The 18,489-nt window shown below is 31.7% G+C and carries 11 protein-coding genes and 2 tRNA genes; 8 read left to right on the top strand and 5 right to left on the bottom strand.

Annotation, left to right across the window (positions count from 1 at the left end):
• Window positions 1-18 precede the first annotated feature (18 nt).
• Window positions 19-1,215 carry a C1 family peptidase gene (locus KHA90_RS04750; RefSeq protein ID WP_213295947.1) on the top strand — a complete coding sequence of 399 codons (1,197 nt, stop codon included), beginning with the start codon at window positions 19-21 and terminating at the stop codon, window positions 1,213-1,215.
• A 117-nt stretch (window positions 1,216-1,332) separates the two neighbouring features.
• Here KHA90_RS04750 and KHA90_RS04745 read toward each other — a convergent pair whose 3' ends face one another.
• Both KHA90_RS04745 and KHA90_RS04740 read right to left on the bottom strand, forming a co-directional pair.
• Entirely contained in the window at window positions 1,333-4,821 is a 3,489-nt protein-coding gene (locus KHA90_RS04745; protein ID WP_213295945.1) for a leucine-rich repeat domain-containing protein, read from the bottom strand.
• Between the two features lie 214 nt (window positions 4,822-5,035).
• Window positions 5,036-5,425: a helix-turn-helix domain-containing protein gene (locus tag KHA90_RS04740; protein ID WP_213295944.1), complete on the bottom strand. Its 390-nt coding sequence runs from the start codon at window positions 5,423-5,425 to the stop codon at window positions 5,036-5,038.
• 418 nt (window positions 5,426-5,843) lie between these two features.
• Between KHA90_RS04740 and KHA90_RS04735 the strand changes: the two genes are divergently transcribed.
• Window positions 5,844-6,551 (top strand): tetratricopeptide repeat protein, encoded by a 708-nt coding sequence (locus KHA90_RS04735; RefSeq protein WP_213295943.1) that lies wholly within the window; start codon window positions 5,844-5,846, stop codon window positions 6,549-6,551.
• A gap of 1,295 nt (window positions 6,552-7,846) precedes the next feature.
• Here the strand turns inward: KHA90_RS04735 and KHA90_RS04730 are convergent.
• The 3 genes from KHA90_RS04730 to rseP form a co-directional block, all read right to left on the bottom strand.
• Window positions 7,847-7,920, bottom strand: a tRNA-Asn gene (locus tag KHA90_RS04730).
• A gap of 38 nt (window positions 7,921-7,958) precedes the next feature.
• Window positions 7,959-8,032, bottom strand: a tRNA-Asn gene (locus tag KHA90_RS04725).
• An 83-nt stretch (window positions 8,033-8,115) separates the two neighbouring features.
• Complete coding sequence (gene rseP / locus KHA90_RS04720; protein WP_213295942.1) at window positions 8,116-9,459, bottom strand: RIP metalloprotease RseP; 1,344 nt, start codon at window positions 9,457-9,459, stop codon at window positions 8,116-8,118.
• A 251-nt stretch (window positions 9,460-9,710) separates the two neighbouring features.
• On the opposite strand from rseP, the gene KHA90_RS04715 reads away from it, so the two are divergent.
• The 6 genes from KHA90_RS04715 to KHA90_RS04690 all read left to right on the top strand — a co-directional run bounded on the left by KHA90_RS04715 (window position 9,711) and on the right by KHA90_RS04690 (window position 18,477).
• The gene (locus tag KHA90_RS04715; RefSeq protein ID WP_213295941.1) at window positions 9,711-10,613 is read left to right on the top strand and encodes a hypothetical protein; all 903 of its coding nucleotides are present in this window, start codon (window positions 9,711-9,713) and stop codon (window positions 10,611-10,613) included.
• Entirely contained in the window at window positions 10,607-11,242 is a 636-nt protein-coding gene (locus tag KHA90_RS04710) for an ATP-binding cassette domain-containing protein (protein WP_213295939.1), read from the top strand. Before KHA90_RS04715 ends, KHA90_RS04710 begins: the two co-directional genes overlap by 7 nt.
• A 127-nt stretch (window positions 11,243-11,369) precedes the next feature.
• Window positions 11,370-12,440, top strand: coding sequence for an NADH:flavin oxidoreductase/NADH oxidase (locus tag KHA90_RS04705; RefSeq protein WP_213295937.1), 1,071 nt, complete (start codon window positions 11,370-11,372; stop codon window positions 12,438-12,440).
• A 198-nt stretch (window positions 12,441-12,638) separates the two neighbouring features.
• A complete protein-coding gene (locus KHA90_RS04700) occupies window positions 12,639-13,679 on the top strand; it encodes a Gfo/Idh/MocA family oxidoreductase (protein WP_213295934.1) in 1,041 nt (346 codons plus the stop codon).
• 441 nt (window positions 13,680-14,120) lie between these two features.
• Entirely contained in the window at window positions 14,121-15,341 is a 1,221-nt protein-coding gene (locus tag KHA90_RS04695; RefSeq protein ID WP_213295931.1) for an MFS transporter, read from the top strand.
• Between the two features lie 298 nt (window positions 15,342-15,639).
• Entirely contained in the window at window positions 15,640-18,477 is a 2,838-nt protein-coding gene (locus KHA90_RS04690; RefSeq protein ID WP_213295929.1) for a carboxypeptidase-like regulatory domain-containing protein, read from the top strand.
• The last annotated feature ends 12 nt before the right edge of the window (window positions 18,478-18,489 follow it).

Raw genomic sequence — 18,489 nt, 5'->3', positions numbered from 1 at the left:
AAACATTAAATATAAATTATGAATACATTTTCATTCAAATCAGTACTTGCTGCTTCGGTATTTTTCGTAGGCGCAACGAGTGGTTTTGCACAGGACATTTTAGTGAATTCATTAAAACTAAATGCAAGCGAAAAAAGTAAAGAAAACTTTAAATTCACTGAGGTAATTAATTTAGGAACAACATCAGTAAAAGCACAAGGTTCGTCTGGAACTTGCTGGAGTTATTCTGCAAACTCTTTTCTGGAGTCAGAAATGATTCGTTTAGGAAAACAACCTGTAGAATTGTCTCAAATTTACTCGGCAAGAAACGTTTATGTTGAAAAAGGAATTAATTATGTACGTATGCACGGAGCAGTTACTTTAGGTGACGGTGGTGCATTGCATGATGTAATTAATATGTACAAAAAATACGGAACCGTACCAAGAGAGATTTACACAGGATTGAACTACGGAACTGATAAAAATAAATTTGGAGAAATGGCAGCGATTATCGAAGGCGTTTTGACTGCTGTGGTTAAAAACCCAAATGGTGAATTGACGCCAAACTGGCAAAAAGCATACGCTGCAGTTATTGATTCGTATTTAGGAACTGTGCCGGAAAACTTTACTTACAAAGGGAAAAACTATACGCCTCAAACTTTTGCGAAGGAAGTAGTAGGAATTAATCCTGATGAATATGTTGAAATATCATCGTTCACCAATGCGCCGTATTACCAAAAAACAACTATGATGGTGCCGGACAACTGGTCATTTGATCAGGTGTACAACGTGAAAGTAAATGATATGACTGATGTTATTGACAATGCTTTGAAAAAAGGATATACTGTAGCCTGGGCAACTGACGTAAGCGAGAAAAGCTTTAGCTGGAAAAACGGTGTTGCTTATGTGCCAACAAAGAAATTTGACGATATGACGGCTGAAGAAAAAGCAGACATGTTTAACGGACCAAAAGCAGAACCTGAAATTACTGCTGAAATGCGTCAGACTGCGTTTGATAATTACACAACAACAGACGATCACGGAATGCACATTATAGGTCTTGCAAAAGATCAAACCGGAAAAGAATACTACATCGTAAAAAATTCATGGGGAGCAACAAACGACTACAAAGGTTTCTTGTTTGTGACTAAAAATTTCGTAAAATATAAAACAACTGCTTTACTAGTAAACAAAGGCGGAATTCCAAATGAAATTGCTAAGAAGTTAGGGGTTTAAAAGTTAAGTTTTATAATATTGAAAAAGCGCTGCAATGTGAATTGTGGCGCTTTTTTTTGAGTTTTAATAAACGTTTTGGTTTAATTTTTATACGATAGTAAGTGAATTTGTTTTTATCTAAAGACTAATCTTCTTTTTCAAATCATTATATACTTTCATCCAGGCTTCTGATTTATGATCCCATCTTTCAATTGGTTTTAAGTTATTGTTTTCGTCTTGTGGTATAAAATAGTACTCACCCATTTTTACTTCAGACAGACTTCCTTCATTTCCTGTTACATTTAATTTAAGATCAAATATTGAAGAATTACTTAAAACTACAGGAATAATTTCTCCTTTTCCTGTTATTTTTTTCTTCATTGCCATTTGTAATTCATTATCATATATAAAATCGGAAGCAATGAAATCTTGACTAATTAGTAAAATAACAATATCCGCATCTTCAAGATTTTGTAAGATTTCGTCTTTAACTTTTACTCCACTTTGAAGCTTCAGATCTGTCCAGCTTTCAATTTCTTTATTTCTAACGAATCCAATTAAATATTTAGTTAATTCTTCCATTTCTTTAATATTTGCATGGCTATATGATACAAAAACTTTCTTCATTTTTTTTAATTTTTTATTTGTAAATATTTTAAATGGATATATTGCTTTTTCTTTTGAATATTCAAATTGATCATTTGTCAAATTCAAATTATATGTATTTATTTTCGTATTTGTAAATTGATCAATACTTGATAATTCGTCAGCTTTTATAAATGTTTTAGTATCCATAGATATATAAAGATCAGATGGTATATCACAATCAACAATTTCATAGAATCTTCTACTTTGATAAAAATTTAGCTCCAAATTATTATTAAGCGTATCTCCATCATTTAATATATATTCTTCTTCATATTTAAGGTATTCCTTCAAAGTGATAAGTTCAAAATTCCAATAAAAACAGAGTATACACGAATAAATATATCTTGTTATTTTTTCTTTTGCATCATTATCAGTAATTAAAAAATGGCTAAAAACTTTGATTTTTAAATTTTCATGATCTAAATAAATTAATATTTTACATTTACTCTCAAGTGTGAAAATTATTTGATTTCTCCAAAATTTTTTTTGATCAGGAAGACTTCCAAAGAAACAAATTAATTGATTGATTAATCCTAATGGAATAAAATCTGTAAACTTTAAAGTAAAAATGTGATGTTTATGAATTCCGAAAGTAAATAAATCGTATTCTATATCATTATTTTTATCTACCAAAGGAAGGTAATTTGGAATAATATATTCTTCGATAACTTCTTTATTACTATTAATTCCATATTTATGTAAAAATATTACCTTTTGTAATTGAAGCAAGTACAAGATATTATGATCTATGTTTTTTTCTTTAAAATATTCGATATTTAAAATTCCTTTTTCTTTCTTAATTTCATCAAAAATCAAAACCTTTTCCTTTATATAGGTTACAATTTTTAAAGGATTAAGCCATACAAAATTTGGAATTTCTTTTTTATAATATAGAACCAACCCTTTTCTATGTAGTTGATCTAATTCTATTTGTAACAATTGAATTTTTGATTCTTGCGATGTATTTAAATCTTCAAAAATATTTAATAAATCAAAAATTTCAATAGCCTGTTCCCTTCTTTGTGGAGAAGTTATATATTTTATAAAATTAAGATACCATTTTTTTTGTTGAAAATGAATTTGTTTTTCTTCAATCAGGCTTATTAAATTAGATTTTAAATGTTGTAGATTTACTAATTGATTATTACTAAATGTTGACTTGTTGTTTGTATCATATTTTAAAGAGATATAAAACTGTTGTCTAGGAACTTTTTCTTTTTCATTAAAAATAAAATATGTTGGCTTATTAGATTCTTTCAAATCAGAATGAGTTTCTATTAAAAATAGATCGTCATTAAAATCTTCCTTGTATTCGTTATATTTTTTTTGACCAATCCAATAATTGACATTAAAATTTTGAATTGGGTTATCTTTTATATCTAATTCATATTTATTAAAATTAGTTTTAGTATGCCAAAAAAGACAGTGTATAGATTGGTTGCTTAAAAAGATTCTGTATAAACCATGATAGAAATCTTGTCCTCCAAAATCATAAAAAACAGCAGTGGGAAGAATTGAATCTCTCTTGTCTTTAAAAAATTTTATTTGTAGAATATCTGTTGTTTCAGATTTTTGTTGTAATGTATTATTTAAGAAATAATTTAAAAACTGTGATTTTCCGCTACTATGATTTCCTAATAATAAAATTTTAACTGGGTAATAACTGTCTACAGTTTCTCCTAAACTATTTTTTATAATAATTTTATTTTTAATTATATTTAGATGATTTTCTGTTTTAGAAAGTTCGAGATTATTGTTCTTAGCATAAATTGTATCATTTATTGATAAGTATTCCAAAGTGTTTTTAAACAATAGCGATTCTTCGATATTTTCAATCGGATTATCGGAAATACTTAGTGACTTTAAAGGTAGGTCTATTAATGGAGAAATATCTTCAATGTTATTAGAGCTTAAATCAAGGACTAATAATTTTTTTAAATTGAATAAAAAACGAATATCATATAATTGATTATTGTGTAAATGTAGAGATCTTAAATTTCTTAAAATATCAAAATTATCCAATTCTTTTATTAATGTATTGTTTAAATATAACTCTATTATCCTTTCATTATACTCTAGATTTATATAATCTAAAGGATTATTTGAAAGGAATAGTTTAAGCAGCCTTTTTAAATTTGGAAAGAAGAAATTACGAATCTGATTGTTTGAAGCATTTAAAACTCTTAAATTATATAAATCATCTATCGATGTAAGATCTTCTATTTCGTTTTTGTGAATGTATAAATACCTTAAATTAGATAAATCTTGTAACAATCTGATATTGTAAATTTTATTGTTACTTAAATTTAATTTATCTATTTTTAAATGATTTTCTATTCCAAAAATGTCTTCAAGTCCATTTGAGCTTAAATTTAAATGATTTAGATTGGATAAATTAGGAATATAGGGAAAACCTTTGATTCTGTTTTTGGATAAAATTAGCTCTTGTAATTGATTTAATTTATTAAGTGATGAGATGTCAGATAATAAATTATTTGACAAATCTAAGCTTATCAAATTAGTTAAATAACTTAATGGTTTTACATCTCCAATATTATTGTTACTAAGAATTAGAGTCTTTATTTCTTTTAATTCTTGAATAAAATATAAAGATGATATTCGATTATTAAATAAATTTAAATATTCTAAATGTCTTAATGAAATGATATTTTCCAAATCAGAAATATCATTTGAAGATAGGTTTAAGTATTTTAATTCAGTGAGAAATTGAATAAAGCTTATTTCTCTTAATTCAGTATTTGATAAATTTAAATATTTTAAATTTTGTAAATCTCTAAAAAAAGGAAAAATCTCAAGTGGAATCTTTTGTAGATTTAAGGCAACAACTTTATTATCAGCATCTACAGAGTAACAATTTTTTTTCAAAATTCCCATAGCACGAAAAGGATCATTTTCTCGAATTAGTTTAATCTGTAAGAAAAGCTCAATTTCAATAATTATTGAAGGTTTGTCTAGCATTATTATAAGTTTGATTCAAATATATGTTATTTTGCTTACAAATAAACTAAAATAAATATACCTTAATAAGATACGGCAATCAACTCTAAAAAGTAGATAATCTACTATTATATCACAATAAATAAAAAAGACTATCATGAAAATGATAGTCTTTTTTAAGTTCTTCTATTTGGCTAGAATTTTTTTTTTATTTGATTTGCTTTCAAAAGAAAAATTACTTCCCTTTCAACAACTTCTCTAAATATTCAACTTTTTCTTTTTCAGACTGAACCAAACGTTCAAAAAGCTCAACAACTTTATCAAGCGGATTGAAAGTACAGTTATAAGCATTTCCGTTAATAACACTTCCATCATTTAATGTGTTTCCGATAATATTTAAAACCGCCTCTTCAGAAAAGTTTTTAATTCCCTCAACAGAAACGCCAAGAATTTTAGCTATTTCCTGAAGTTTTTCTTCATCGATCGTTTCACTATTTTCAATAGCCGAAACTGTTTGCTGGCTTAGTCCTAAAGCTTGTGCCAATGCTTCCTGCTTCATATCACGGAGTTCACGAATACGGCTTATTTTTCGCCCTATATGATTTGGTTTTGTTGCTGTGCTCATAGTTCAAAGATATTTAAAATTCCTGAAAAATTATCGGTAAAGTAAAATACAAGATTGTACTGGTTAGATACCATTTTAATACGTTACAATTCGCTTGTTCTTAATTGTATTGTATGAAACAAAAATACAATTTTTCGCACAGCTTAAAGTTAAAAGCCAATATAAAAAAATTAGTCTCGGTCTCAGTTTTTAGTCGCAAAGCAACTTTGACAAAGTTCAAGCAAAGATTTTCACCAAACTGCGATTAATTAGCTCAGCCAATAAAATGCAGGCGAAATGTTTTAATTGTTTGCTTCTATTATTCAAAACCAACACTTCAACGTTTTTTAAAGTCGTTCACAGGCATTATAAAATAAAAAAGACAACATAAGGTATCTTTAATCTGTTTTAACTGGGACAATAACTTTATAAGGCTATTATGAAAACGAATTGGAGATTTTTTATAGTAATTACTTTTGTTTTTTCTTTAAACGGTTTTGGTCAGAATACAAATCCAACTCTTGCCGTTGCATCAAATGACAATCCAACTTCGGGATATGTAAACATTTTAAAAGATGATCGCATAATAGTCGCTTATTATGTCGAAGAAACCATAAATATGACTTTCGGCAAAAGAGTCACTAAATACGAAGTTTCAAAATTAAATATGGTTTACACAAATGATCTTGGACCAAACAACACCAGAGTTGTAATACCTATTTACCGAAAAGAAAAAGTAAAACCCACGGAATTAAATTTACAATCAAAAACGATAGTTGAAGATGTTGCCACGACAATTGAACCCATAAAAGTTGAAGTAATTGCTCCGGCAGCATCTCCAAAATATCTTAATATAGATGTAGTAAGTACTTACGCAAAAGTTTTAGACAAAGGCTACAGAACCGAAGAAATGCTCACAAAAGTCGCCGACAGAGCTTATTTTGACGGTGATCTTGCCACAGCTGCTAAATACTACGAAGAGCTCTTTGCCATGAAAGCAAATTTAGACCCGATGTATTATTACCGCTACGCCCAATCCTTAAAAGGCATCAACCAAACCCAGAAAGCCGAAGAAGCAATGCTTTTGTTTGAAAGTAAAAACATAGGTAATAATGTAATGAAGCACAATAAAGTGGTGAGGAACTGATTTTTGATTCTATTTTAATAGTTTGAAATTTGCTTTTTCACTTCTAGTTTGTCATTCTGAGGAACGAAGAATCTCCGAAAGTAGCTCCGTGGCAATTGGTGAATGCAAACTTTGTCGAGTTTCATGCGGAGATTCTTCGTTCCTCAGAATGACACAGCTTGTGTAGACTATCTTTTTGTTCATTTCGACTGAAGGGAGAAATCACATTAGAAATTCCGTAATCATAATTGCCAATCTTTGTAGAGTTACTCGTGTGATTTCTCTCTTCAGTCGAAAGACAAAGTTTTTGTGTAATTGTTTTACTGATCCATGACTTTTAATTGCGCTTAATCCTGTTTTATCCCGTTAGCTTTTTTACGCCTGGTTTGTCATTCTGAGGAACGAAGAATCTCCGAAAGTAGCTCCGTGGCAATTGGTAAGCGCAAACTTTGTCGAGTTTCATGCGGAGATTCTTCGTTCCTCAGAATGACACAGCTTGTGTAGACTATCTTTTTGTTCATTTCTACTGAAGGGAGAAATCACATTAGAAATTCCGTAATCATAATTGCCAATCTTTGTAGAGTTACTCGTGTGATTTCTCTCTTCAGTCGAATGACAAAGTTTTTGCGTAATTGTTTTACTGAGCCATGACTTTTAATTGCGCTTAATCCTGTTTTATCCCGTTAGCTTTTTCACTTCTAGTTTGTCATTCTGAGGAACGAAGAATCTCCGAAAGTAGCTCCGTGGCAATTGGTAAGCGCAAACTTTGTCGAGTTTCTTGCGGAGATTCTTCGTTCCTCAGAATGACACAGCTTGTGTAGACTATCTTTTTGTTCATTTCGACTGAAGGGAGAAATCACATTAGAAATTCCGTAATCATAATTGCCAATCTTTGTAGAGTTACTCGTGTGATTTCTCGTTTCTTTGAATGACAAAGTTTATGAATAATTGTTTTACTGATCCATGACTTTTAATTGCGCTTAATCCTGTTTTATCCCGTTAGCTTTTTCACGCCTGGTTTGTCATTCTGAGGAACGAAGAATCTCCGAAAGTAGCTCCGTGGCAATTGGTAAGCGCAAACTTTGTCGAATTTCTTGCGGAGATTCTTCGTTCCTCAGAATGACACAGCTTGTGTAGACTATCTTTTCATTTCGACTGAAGGGAGAAATCACACTAGAAATTCCGTAATCATAATTGCCAATCTTTGTAGAGTTACTCGTGTGATTTCTCTCTTCAGTCGAATGACAAAGTTTTTGCGTAATTGTTTTTGGGCAAAAAAAAATACCACTTACAATTTGTAAGTGGTATTAAATAAGCTCCCTCTCTTGGGCTCGAACCAAGGACCCTCTGATTAACAGTCAGATGCTCTAACCAACTGAGCTAAGAAGGAATCACCTTAAAGGTAAATATGTTTGCTAAAAAAAGTTGCTCCCCCTCTTGGGCTCGAACCAAGGACCCTCTGATTAACAGTCAGATGCTCTAACCAACTGAGCTAAGGAGGAAGTTGTTGCTCTTTTTAGCGAGTGCAAATATAGAGGATTTTTTAGTTTCTCAAAAATATTTTCACACTTTTTATAATTTTTTTTTACTTGCCTACAATTGCCTTGTAAATATCGTTTCCGTTAGCAAACAGTAGTAGTGCTATAAGTAAAACAAAGCCAACCATTTGTGCGTTCTCTAGGAATTTATCACTTGGTTTTCTGCCACTAATAATTTCGTATAATAAAAACATCACATGACCACCATCAAGCGCCGGAATTGGCAATAAATTCATAACTCCAAGCATAATTGACAATAAAGCAGTGATTGACCAGAAAACTTCCCAGCTCCAAGAACTCGGAAAAATGTTAAAAATCGCCGCAAAACCACCTACTTGTTTGTACGCTTTTGTTTCAGGATTAAAAATCATTTTAAGCTGTTTTCCGTAACTTACTAATTGATCCTTACCTTTTGTTAATCCCACAGGAATTGATTCAAAGAAACTGTATTCCTTAGTGCTGATTTTATAGTATCCTAATTTTTCTAAAGAAGCCATGTCTAATCCACCTGCAATTACGCCTAACGTTCCTTCATTAGAAACTTTAACGGTAATTGGTGTTTCTTTTAAATCACGCAATACAACTGCAGGAATTGTTTTTCCCTTGTTCTTGTTTAAAATCGTTTTTGCTTCATCAAAATATTTTACTTTTTCTCCGTTAAGAGAAAGAATCAAATCTTTTGGTTTTAAATTTTTGTTAACAGATTCATCAGCAACTTTTGCAATCGCAAAAGGAACACGAATGTTAACTAATAAACCTTTTTCCTGTTTTGATAACTGATCAACAAAATCATTAGGGATATTAATAGTTTGTTGTTGTCCGTTTCTTTCCACCAGGACTTGCTTAGAAATGATGATATTCATGTTTAATTCCTTGTCGAAATTCTCCACCTTTTTACCATCAATAGAAATCAATTTATCACCGGTTTTAAATCCAGCTTTAAGCATTGCAGGATTATCAACTAAAATTCCATCTTTTAAATCAGCATTAGCCACATACGTATCACCATAAGCAAACGCCATACCTATATATATGATAAACGCCAAAATAAAGTTTACCGTAACGCCGCCTAACATGATAATTAAACGTTGCCACGCTGGTTTAGAACGAAATTCCCACGGTTGAGGTGGTAAAGCCATTTGTTCTTTGTCCATGCTTTCGTCGATCATTCCGGAGATTTTTACGTAACCTCCAAGCGGTAACCAACCAATTCCGTATTCTGTTTCTCCAATTTTCTTTTTTAATAGAGAATATTTAACATCAAAAAATAAGTAAAATTTTTCGACTCTTGTTTTAAATAATTTTGCGGGGATAAAATGCCCTAATTCGTGAAGAATAATAAGTAAAGATAAACTCAATAGAAATTGAGAGAGTTTGATAACTATATCCATTTTGTATTTTTAGTTCGTAATTTAACGCACAAAAGTAACGTTTCTATTTTAATTTAAGACCGCAAGATAATACTTAAGGTTTTAAATTCTTGTTAATAATTGACCTTAACTTTTCTATAAATTAAGTAAAGTTAAATTGTTCTTACCTATAAGTAACTCATTCGGAGATAATGTTACAATAATATAATTCTCCTAAGTGAATTTGTATATTTGAAACTTGTTGTCTAAACATTAAAATTCATAAAAAAGCATTGATAAAAATTTTACATTATTTGTTTCTTGTTCGTTTTAGAAAATTAGTTTCTAAAGATGATCATCTGGCTGTGTTTTTAATAGTGCTGCTGTATTTTGCTACTGCATTTTTAGTGTATAAAAATTACGAATCTTTTCGCAATTATATGCCGCTTTTTTTTGTTGATATAATTGCCTATCATTTACAAAGAAGAGATATTGAAATCTTAAAACTGAAAAAAAATTACAAAACCATTCTGTTGACAGAATATATTATTTATTCCCTTCCTTTTTATTTAGTGTTAGCAGCAAAGAAGGAATTCATTGTTATTCCTGGAATTCTGTTATTCAAAATACTATTAATAAATGCACCAAGATTAAATCTAAAAATAGTTCGATACCCTTTTGATTTATTTAATATACATTGGCATATTGTATTTCGAACATATAAACTTATTTATGTATTTCCGTTTTTGCTTGCTTTGATTTATGTAGCAGTAATTTATAAAAATGAGAATCTTATTTTGCTGGTATTTTTTGTTTTGTCCTTTATTGCGTGTATTCCATCTTTCGAAAGAGAAAAGAGAGAAGAGATCAGTATTAATCCTTTTAGCGCCGGTAAATATTTATTCTATCAATTAAAAAGTACATTTATCAATACCACTTATTTAATAATTCCAGTTTTCATAATGTTATGTTTCTTTCAGCAATGGGAAAAATTATTGTTTGCTTTAATTATTTTTATCCCTCCTTTAGTCAACGTATTCTTTAAGTATATTTATTTTGACAATAATTTTTTACATCAAATTACCTTTTCTTTCTTCATTGCTTCGAACATTTTTCTATTTGGTATTCCTATTTTAGTCGTGCCATTTATATATAAAAAAGCGATAGAAAAATTAAATATCATAAAAACATGCTGACGATTCATATTGACCAAAAAAAATACAACGATCATATTATATTAGAAAATATAAAAATAAATATTGATAAACCTGGTATTTATGGCGTTATAGGTAAAAATGGTCACGGAAAAACGACACTTTTTAAATGCATGTTGGGTCTTGAAAAATTTCAGGGAAATTGCATCATTAATAACGAGAAGGTTTTACTGCAAAATACAGCCTGGATTCCTACAGAACCCACAATTTACGGTGAACTTACGGCAAAGGAATTCTATTATTTTTATGCTCACTTATTAGATTTAAAAAAATCAAGATTTCAGCCTTTATTTCATGTTCCTGAAAATCAATTAATACGAGAGTTTTCTACAGGTATGAAAAAGAAAACCTACCTCAATGCCGTTTTTCAAAAAGAATTTTTAATCTATATTTTAGATGAACCATTTAACGGGCTTGATTTAGAATCTAATTATCTATTGATGAATTATATTAGAGAACTTTCAAAAAGAAGTATTATTTTTATTTCATCTCATATTTTAGAAATTCTTTATAAAGATTGTGATAAAATTTTTCTGTTAAAAAGCAAAAATATACAGGAGTTCGAAAAGATTCATTTTTCAGAAATTGAAAAGGAACTTTTTGTACAATAAGACTTAATTTAAATGTTTGTTAATTAATAAACATTTAGATTTCTCCTTTTGCAAAGAAGCTTTAACTTTACTTTTTCAAACACTATTGTACTTAATAAGTAGTGTAAAACCATTAAAAGTTACAATTATGGCTTCAATATTATTTTCTTCACTTACTATAAAAAAAATCACCTTAAAAAACAGAATCGTTATTTCGCCCATGTGCCAGTATTCGTCAGTTGACGGATTTGCAAACGATTGGCATTTAGTTCATTTAGGAAGTCGTGCCAGTGGCGGAGCGGCTTTAATTATTCAGGAAGCGACAGCAGTTTCCCCCGAAGCCAGAATTTCGCCTTCAGATCTTGGAATCTGGAAAGACGAGCACATCGAAAAACTAAAAACGATCAACGAATTTATAGTTTCTCAAAATTCGATTCCAGGAATTCAGTTGGCACATGCAGGACGAAAAGCAAGTGTTTCAGCTCCTTGGGAAGGCAATAAAAAGTTAGATTTCGCTCAGGGCGGATGGCAAACGGTTTCGGCAAGCGCGATTCCGTATCATGATGATGAACCATTTCTTCCGGAAGCTTTAGACAAAAACGGAATCCAGAAAGTAATCTCAGATTTTAAAACAGCAACAAAAAGAGCTGTTCAGGCCGGATATAAAGTGATGGAAATTCATGGCGCACATGGTTATTTATTGCACCAGTTTTTGTCTCCGTTAACCAATGTGAGAACTGATGAATATGGAGGAAGTTTTGAAAACAGAATCCGATTTACTTTAGAAATTGTAGCAGCAGTTCAGTCAGAATGGCCTTCAGATTTGCCTTTGTTTGTTAGAATTTCAGCTACAGATTGGGCAGAAGGCGGATGGAATCCAGAAGAATCTGTAAAACTTTCGGCTATATTAAAAGAAAAAGGAGTTGACCTAATCGATGTTTCATCAGGCGGATTAGTTTCACATCAAAAAATAGAATTAAAACCAGGATATCAGGTTCAGTTTGCAGAGAAAGTTAAAAAAGAAGCTTCAGTTCTAACAGGCGCAGTTGGCTTAATTACCGAAGCACATCAAGCCGAAACTATTTTAGAAAACAATCAGGCTGATTTAATTTTATTTGCCAGAGAATCTTTAAGAAACCCAAATTTACCTTTAAGTTTTGCCAAAGAATTAAGTGACGATATACAATGGCCAAAACAATATGAAAGAGCTAAGATCTAATATTTTTTTGGCACTTAAGATAGCTATCGAAATAAAATGATCTAAAAAGGTTGCCACGAATTTCACGAATTATCACGAATTCTAATTCAATTTTAAAGTTTTAAACCCAATACAATTAGTGAAAATTTGTGAAATTCGTGGCGAAAAAAAAAATAAGTTTATCACAATAATCTGTGGCAAAAACCAAACACAACAAAAATGCAAAAAATAAAAACAGCACTATTATCATACGGAATGTCGGGAAAAGTTTTTCACGCTCCGTTTTTAAACATACATCAGGGATTTGAATTATTAGGATCTTGGGAAAGAAGCAAAAAACTAATTCAGGATGATTATCCAACTGTAAAAAGTTATCCAACAATAGATGATTTATTAGCAGATGATGTCGATTTAGTAATTGTAAATACACCTGTAGGAACGCATTACGAATACGCTAAAAAAGTATTACTGGCAGGAAAACACGCCGTTGTAGAAAAAGCATTTACTACAACTGTGGCTGAAGCCGAAGAATTAGCAGCAATCGCAGCAGAAAAAGGAGTGAAATTAGCCGTTTTCCAAAACAGAAGATGGGACAGCGATTTTAAAACCGTTCAAAAAGTAATTACTGAAAAAACTTTAGGAGATTTAGTTGAAGCAGAATTCCATTTTGACAGATACAATCCATTATTAAGTCCGAAATCGCATAAGGAAACCGTTAACGACGGAGCCGGAATCTTAAAAGATTTAGGACCGCATTTAATCGATCAGGCAGCTTGTTTATTTGGTTTACCAAAGTCGGTTTTTGCGGATATTCGGTATACCAGAGAAAATTCTTTAGTCGATGACTGGATGGATTTATTACTAATTTATGAAGATTTCAGAGTTAGATTAAAAGCCAGTTTTTTTGTTAAAGAAGCAAATCCGGCATATACCATTCACGGTAAAAAGGGATCTTTTTTAAAACCCCGCGGAGATGTTCAGGAAGATGATTTAAAACTAGGCAAAAAACCAAACTTGGATTCCTGGGGAACAGAATTAGAATCCCTGCAAGGACTTTTACATACAGAAGTTAACGGAAAAGAAATCAAGGAAAAAATCCCAACGCTTCAGGGAAATTATTTCTCCTTTTTTGATGGTGTTTATGAATCAATTGCCAACAATAAATTAGAGCCGGTAACAGCGCAAGATGGTGTAAAAGTAATGCAGATTATCGAAGCGGCAATTGCAAGCAACGCACAAAGAACAGTAATTAATTTATAGAAAATTTTACCCACGGGTTTTAAAATTTACCCACAGATTTGAAGAATAAAACGGATTTACACAGATTTTTTTTTAATCCTAAATGTGTAGTAAAAATAAATATCCTAATGGAGACCGTAGAGGCGCACAGCAGTGCGTCTCTTTTTTTTTGCGTATTAATTTGCCGACGGGTTTTACGGATAAAACAGATTAACACAGGTTTTTTAAATCATTTTTAATCGTTTAATCTGTGGCAAAAAAGAACACCCTAACAGGCAACTGACACACACTGCAATGTACCTCTACAAAAAAACCTTTGGCCCTTTGCTCTTCAGAACCTTAATACCCTTAAAAAAAAATTTATAAACATATAACGTTATAAATTTAGGAACCAGTAGGGTTTTATAGTCTTTAAAGTAGCTTTTTAGTACTTTTATGCTGTCAAACCTAAAATGCATTATTTTGATAGATTTCAATCCATTATCGCTATTCCAAACCAAAGGGAAAATCAAGAAAGTTTACAGAGAAGCAAAAGCCTCTTATTTAAACCGGATTCGTATTGCTGTAGGAATGTTTTATTTCGGGATGGGATTAAGTTTTGCAACCTGGGCAAGCAGAATTCCGGACATTAAAACCGCTTTACATTTAACCGAAGGCGATTTGGGTTCCATACTTTTTGCACTTCCAATGGGACAATTGATCATTATGCCCTTTTCAGGAAAAATGGTAACCAAGTTCGGGAGTCACAGAATTCTTGTTTTCTCTTTAATAATGTATGTTTTATGTCTGGCGAATTTAGGTTTGGCAACATCAGCATTGCAATTATCGTTGGGATTATTTCTATTTGGAATCTTCGGAAATCTAGCCAATATCGCTGTAAATACACAAGGAGTTTATACTGAAGTACTTTTCAAAAAAACAATCATGTCGGCATTTCACGGCATGTGGAGTTTTGCCGGATTTACAGGAGCTTTGGTTGGTTTAGGAATGTTGACTTTAAAACTTACACCACTTCATCATTTCTTGATTGTTGGAGGAGTTGTCCTTATAATGGTTGCTTTTAATTTTAAATTTTTGGTCAAAGCCAAAGAAAAAATAAAACATAAATCGGCTGAAAAGAAAAAGTTATTTGCAAAACCGGATAGTTCTTTACTTTGGCTTGGTGTTATAGGATTTTGCAGCATGGCGAGCGAAGGCGTAATGTTTGACTGGAGCGGAGTTTACTTTAAAGATATTGTAAAAGCACCCGGAGCTTTGGTAATTTTAGGTTATACATCCTTCATGATTATGATGGCAAGCGGCAGATTTTTAGGTGATGGACTTATCAATAAATTTGGTCGTGAACGCGTCATGCAAATTAGTGGCGTGATGATTTCTGCCGGACTTTTCACCGCCGTTTTTCTTCCTTATATTATACCGTGTACTATTGCTTTTATGGCAGTTGGTTTAGGCGTTGCAACTATTGTTCCTACCGTTTATAGTATAGCAGGGAAAAATCCAACGGTTCCGCCCGGAGAAGCCTTAACGATAGTTTCGAGCGTTAGTTTTCTTGGTTTCCTGATGGGACCTCCGGTAATTGGTCATGTTGCTGAAAGTTTTGGACTTCAGTTTTCTTTTGCTTTTATCGGAATCTTTGGCGTTTTGATTGCCTTTATGGTTTCTAAAATTAGAACTACAGCATAATTTATTGCCCACTCCCGATAGCTATCGGATGTACGGATAAAGCAGATTATCACAGATATATTTGCTTTCAATTCATGGCTTGTCTGTAAATAAACTTTCCAGACATGTTAAAATTAGTAAGAAATTACTTTATTAATATTTTTTATCTATATTTGAATTTTCGAATCTATTTATTTGATTCTGAAATTTACCAATGTCTTCCAAAGACCAATTTTATCTTTTGATGTAAGAATCGAAATGATTTGAAATTCAAAGCATTCATTCTGAAAACTAATTATCAAAGTAAATTGGGTTCTTCATGGGAAAAAATTACATGCTGTTTTTTATTTTATTGTCTTTCGGAGTTGCTTTTGCACAACAAGAAACTACTTTTTTGGGAATTGTAATCGATGCAAAAACTCAAAGTCCTATTGAAAATGTTGTTGTAAGTATCCAAAACTCTTCTGTCACGCAACTCACCAATTCACAAGGAAAATTTGAATTGCATTCTTCCATAAAAGGACAGCAATTATTATTGCTTCACAGTCAGGGTTATAAAGATTTACTTCTAAAAATAAATTCAAATCCGGGACAAATGGTCAATCTTGGAATAGTACAATTAGAAGATAATTTTTTAGATAGTGCTCCGGCAACTTTAATCACATTATTAGACAGCGATTTATCTGATGATAATAGCTCCTCTGAAATGACTTCCGGACTTTTACAATCTTCAAAAGATGCTTTTATGCAAGCGTCAGCTTTCAATTGGGGTCAAGCCCGATTTAGAGTTCGCGGTTTAGACAGCGAAAACGGAGCCATGATGCTTAATGGTATGGTCATGAATAAAATTTATGATGGGCGACCACAATGGAGTAATTGGGGAGGTTTAAATGATGTGCTCAGGAATCAGGAATTTTCTGTTGGAGCCGCGGCTTCAAATTTTTCCTTTGGAGGAATATTGGGAACACAACAAATTTCGACACGTGCTTCAACATATAGAAAAGGAACAAGATTGTCGTTTTCCGGAAGCAATACAACTTATAATTGGCGCGCCATTGGCACTTATGCTTCGGGTATGAATTCTGCCGGATGGGCATATACAATTTCGGCAGGAAAACGTCTCGCAAATGAAGGTTATTTTGAAGGAACTACTTTTGATGCCGAATCTTTTTTTATAAGTATCGAAAAAAAATTAAGCAATAAACATTCGCTAAATTTTACAGGATTTTATACCCCAAGTTCCCGCGGGAAAAATTCAGCGAGTACAGATGAAGTGATTCAATTAACCAGTGAAAAATACAATTCATATTGGGGTTTTCAGAATGGAGAAAAACGAAATGCAAGAGTAAAAAAAGTCGAAGAACCGTTATTAATGCTAAATCATTATTTTAAAATAAATGAAAAAGCAAACCTGAATTCCAGCGTAATGTATCAATTTGGTCAGGTTGGCAACAGTACGATCGATTATCAAAATGCAAATAGTCCGGATCCTACTTATTATAGGAAACTACCAAGCTACTACACATCATTGTACGCAAAAGATCAGGGAGAATTTTCAGGAGATTTTACTCCCGATTATATAAGTGCAGAAAAAAATAAAACACTATTTCTGGAAAATTCTCAGATCAATTGGGATGAATTGTACCAAGCCAATCAGCAACCAATACTAAATTCTGAAGGAAATATTACAGGTTACAAACCCTCAAAAAGTCATTATGTTTTGTATGAAGATCGAACAGATGACAAAACATTTGCAGCCAATACAAACCTAAACATTCAAATAACGGAGAATAGCGCTTTTGATGGCGGAATCACATTTAGGAATTTGAAATCACATCAATTTCAATCTCTTTTGGATTTACTTGGAGGTGAATATTTTGAAGATATCGACGCATTTTACAGCGGAGATCAGGCGCAATCTGATTTACAAAATCCAAATCGCCAAGTAAAAAAAGGAGATATTTACGGTTATAATTTTAATTTTTTAGCTACCACAATTGATGCTTTCACACAGTTTAAATTCAATTATAACAAAATTGATTTTTATTTAGGACAAACTTATTCAGTTTCAAATTATCAAAGGGAAGGTTTATATCAAAACGGAATTTATCCAACATCTTCTCTCGGTAAGAGTCAAAAAGTGAGTTATGAAAATTTTGGATTCAAAGGAGGGTTCACGTATAAAATTTCAGGTAAGCAATTGTTGTTTTTTAACGGAATGCATCTTACAAGAGCGCCTTCACTCAGGAATACTTTTGCAAATTCCCGTTTGAATAATTCAGTTGTTGATGGCGTTGAAAATGAAAATATAAGCAGTGCCGAGGCGAATTATGTTTTCCGTTCTCCCAAACTTAAAATCCGCACAACGGTTTATTATACTTTAATAAAAAACACTACGAAAACTTCCTTTTTCTATGCAGAAGGGATTTTTGACAGAGGTTCGAGTTACAACAATACAGATGCATTTGTAAGTGAGACGTTAACACATTTGGACAAGAAAAATATTGGAGCAGAACTAAGTTTTGAATACCAAATTTCATCAACATTAAAGAGCACTTTGTCTGCTGCTTATGGTAATTATACCTACAATAGTAATCCAAATGTTTCGATAACAAATGATGCCAATGCTGCAAAGGGCGATACACAAACAACATTTGATTTTGGAGAATCCTATCTTAAAAACTATAAACAATCCGGTATGCCACAACAAGCATATTCAATAGGATTAGAATATCGAGATCCAAAATATTGGTGGTTAGGAGCAAACATTAATTATCTGACAGAGAGTTATATTGATGTTTCGCCCATTGCCAGAACAGCGAGGTTTTATAAAAATCCAATAAGTGGTTTGGTTTTTCCAGAAGCGACAGAGCAACGAGCGTCGGCTTTATTAAAACAAGAAAAGTTTGATCCCATTTCATTAGTAAATATTACAGGAGGCAAATCCTGGCGTTTGTCCGGAAAGTATATTGGGCTTTTTGCCAGCGTAAGTAATGTATTTAATCTTACTTATAAAACCGGGGGTTTTGAACAAGCACGAAATGCAAATTTCAGAGCGCTTAATCAAGATGTTTCGAGTGGAACACCATCATTTGGTCCTAAATATTTTTATGGATACGGACGTACTTATTTCGTGAATCTTGCCATTAGTTTGTAATCTTTAAAACAC

This window comes from Flavobacterium psychroterrae (assembly GCF_018380615.1).
Lineage (GTDB): Bacteria > Bacteroidota > Bacteroidia > Flavobacteriales > Flavobacteriaceae > Flavobacterium > Flavobacterium psychroterrae.
Note: the sequence above shows the minus strand (reverse complement) of the source record. Positions and strands in the feature narration are given on the sequence as shown.

Excerpts from the sequence above, each read along its gene's own strand:
- KHA90_RS04750 (WP_213295947.1), top strand. The coding sequence starts at position 19 with ATGAATACATTTTCATTCAAATCAGTACTTGCTGCTTCGGTATTTTTC.
- KHA90_RS04745 (WP_213295945.1), bottom strand. The coding sequence starts at position 4,821 with ATGCTAGACAAACCTTCAATAATTATTGAAATTGAGCTTTTCTTACAG.
- KHA90_RS04740 (WP_213295944.1), bottom strand. The coding sequence starts at position 5,425 with ATGAGCACAGCAACAAAACCAAATCATATAGGGCGAAAAATAAGCCGT.
- KHA90_RS04735 (WP_213295943.1), top strand. The coding sequence starts at position 5,844 with ATGAAAACGAATTGGAGATTTTTTATAGTAATTACTTTTGTTTTTTCT.
- rseP (WP_213295942.1), bottom strand. The coding sequence starts at position 9,459 with ATGGATATAGTTATCAAACTCTCTCAATTTCTATTGAGTTTATCTTTA.
- KHA90_RS04710 (WP_213295939.1), top strand. The coding sequence starts at position 10,607 with ATGCTGACGATTCATATTGACCAAAAAAAATACAACGATCATATTATA.
- KHA90_RS04705 (WP_213295937.1), top strand. The coding sequence starts at position 11,370 with ATGGCTTCAATATTATTTTCTTCACTTACTATAAAAAAAATCACCTTA.
- KHA90_RS04700 (WP_213295934.1), top strand. The coding sequence starts at position 12,639 with ATGCAAAAAATAAAAACAGCACTATTATCATACGGAATGTCGGGAAAA.
- KHA90_RS04690 (WP_213295929.1), top strand. The coding sequence starts at position 15,640 with ATGGGAAAAAATTACATGCTGTTTTTTATTTTATTGTCTTTCGGAGTT.